Origin of the sequence: Psychrobacter sp. GW64-MNA-CIBAN-0177, from assembly GCF_040309585.1 — a bacterium.
Classification (GTDB): domain Bacteria; phylum Pseudomonadota; class Gammaproteobacteria; order Pseudomonadales; family Moraxellaceae; genus Psychrobacter; species Psychrobacter okhotskensis.
In genome coordinates, this window is record NZ_JBEOOY010000323.1 from 1 (window position 1) to 264 (window position 264).

General features: G+C 47.0%; 1 protein-coding gene. It reads right to left on the reverse strand.

Annotated features, from left to right (window positions below; genetic code table 11):
- Positions 1 to 78 precede the first annotated feature (78 nt).
- Positions 79 to 264, reverse strand: a 186-nt coding sequence (locus AAEY79_RS15275) for a hypothetical protein (protein WP_352289345.1), incomplete at its 5' end; no start/stop codon positions are given.

Consider the following 264-nt stretch of genomic DNA (forward strand, 5'->3'; position numbering starts at 1 on the left):
CCCGCTCACGTGACTGAGAAATCTAAGCTGATCGATTCAATCGCGATTAGGGACGACCTCTCGTGTGATGTGAGATCGTTATACGAGAAAGCCCTTCCATCGTCCATCCCTCCCTTCATCACCGCTCAGGTGACTTAGAAAAAGTGAGCATAAATAAACTAAAAGCCGGATCCCTTCATCACCGCTCAGGGGAGGTCGAAATAATGACTCCGCCGTAAAAGCTATTGGCTTGACATCATCAAAGCTCAGTTGACTTAGAAAATG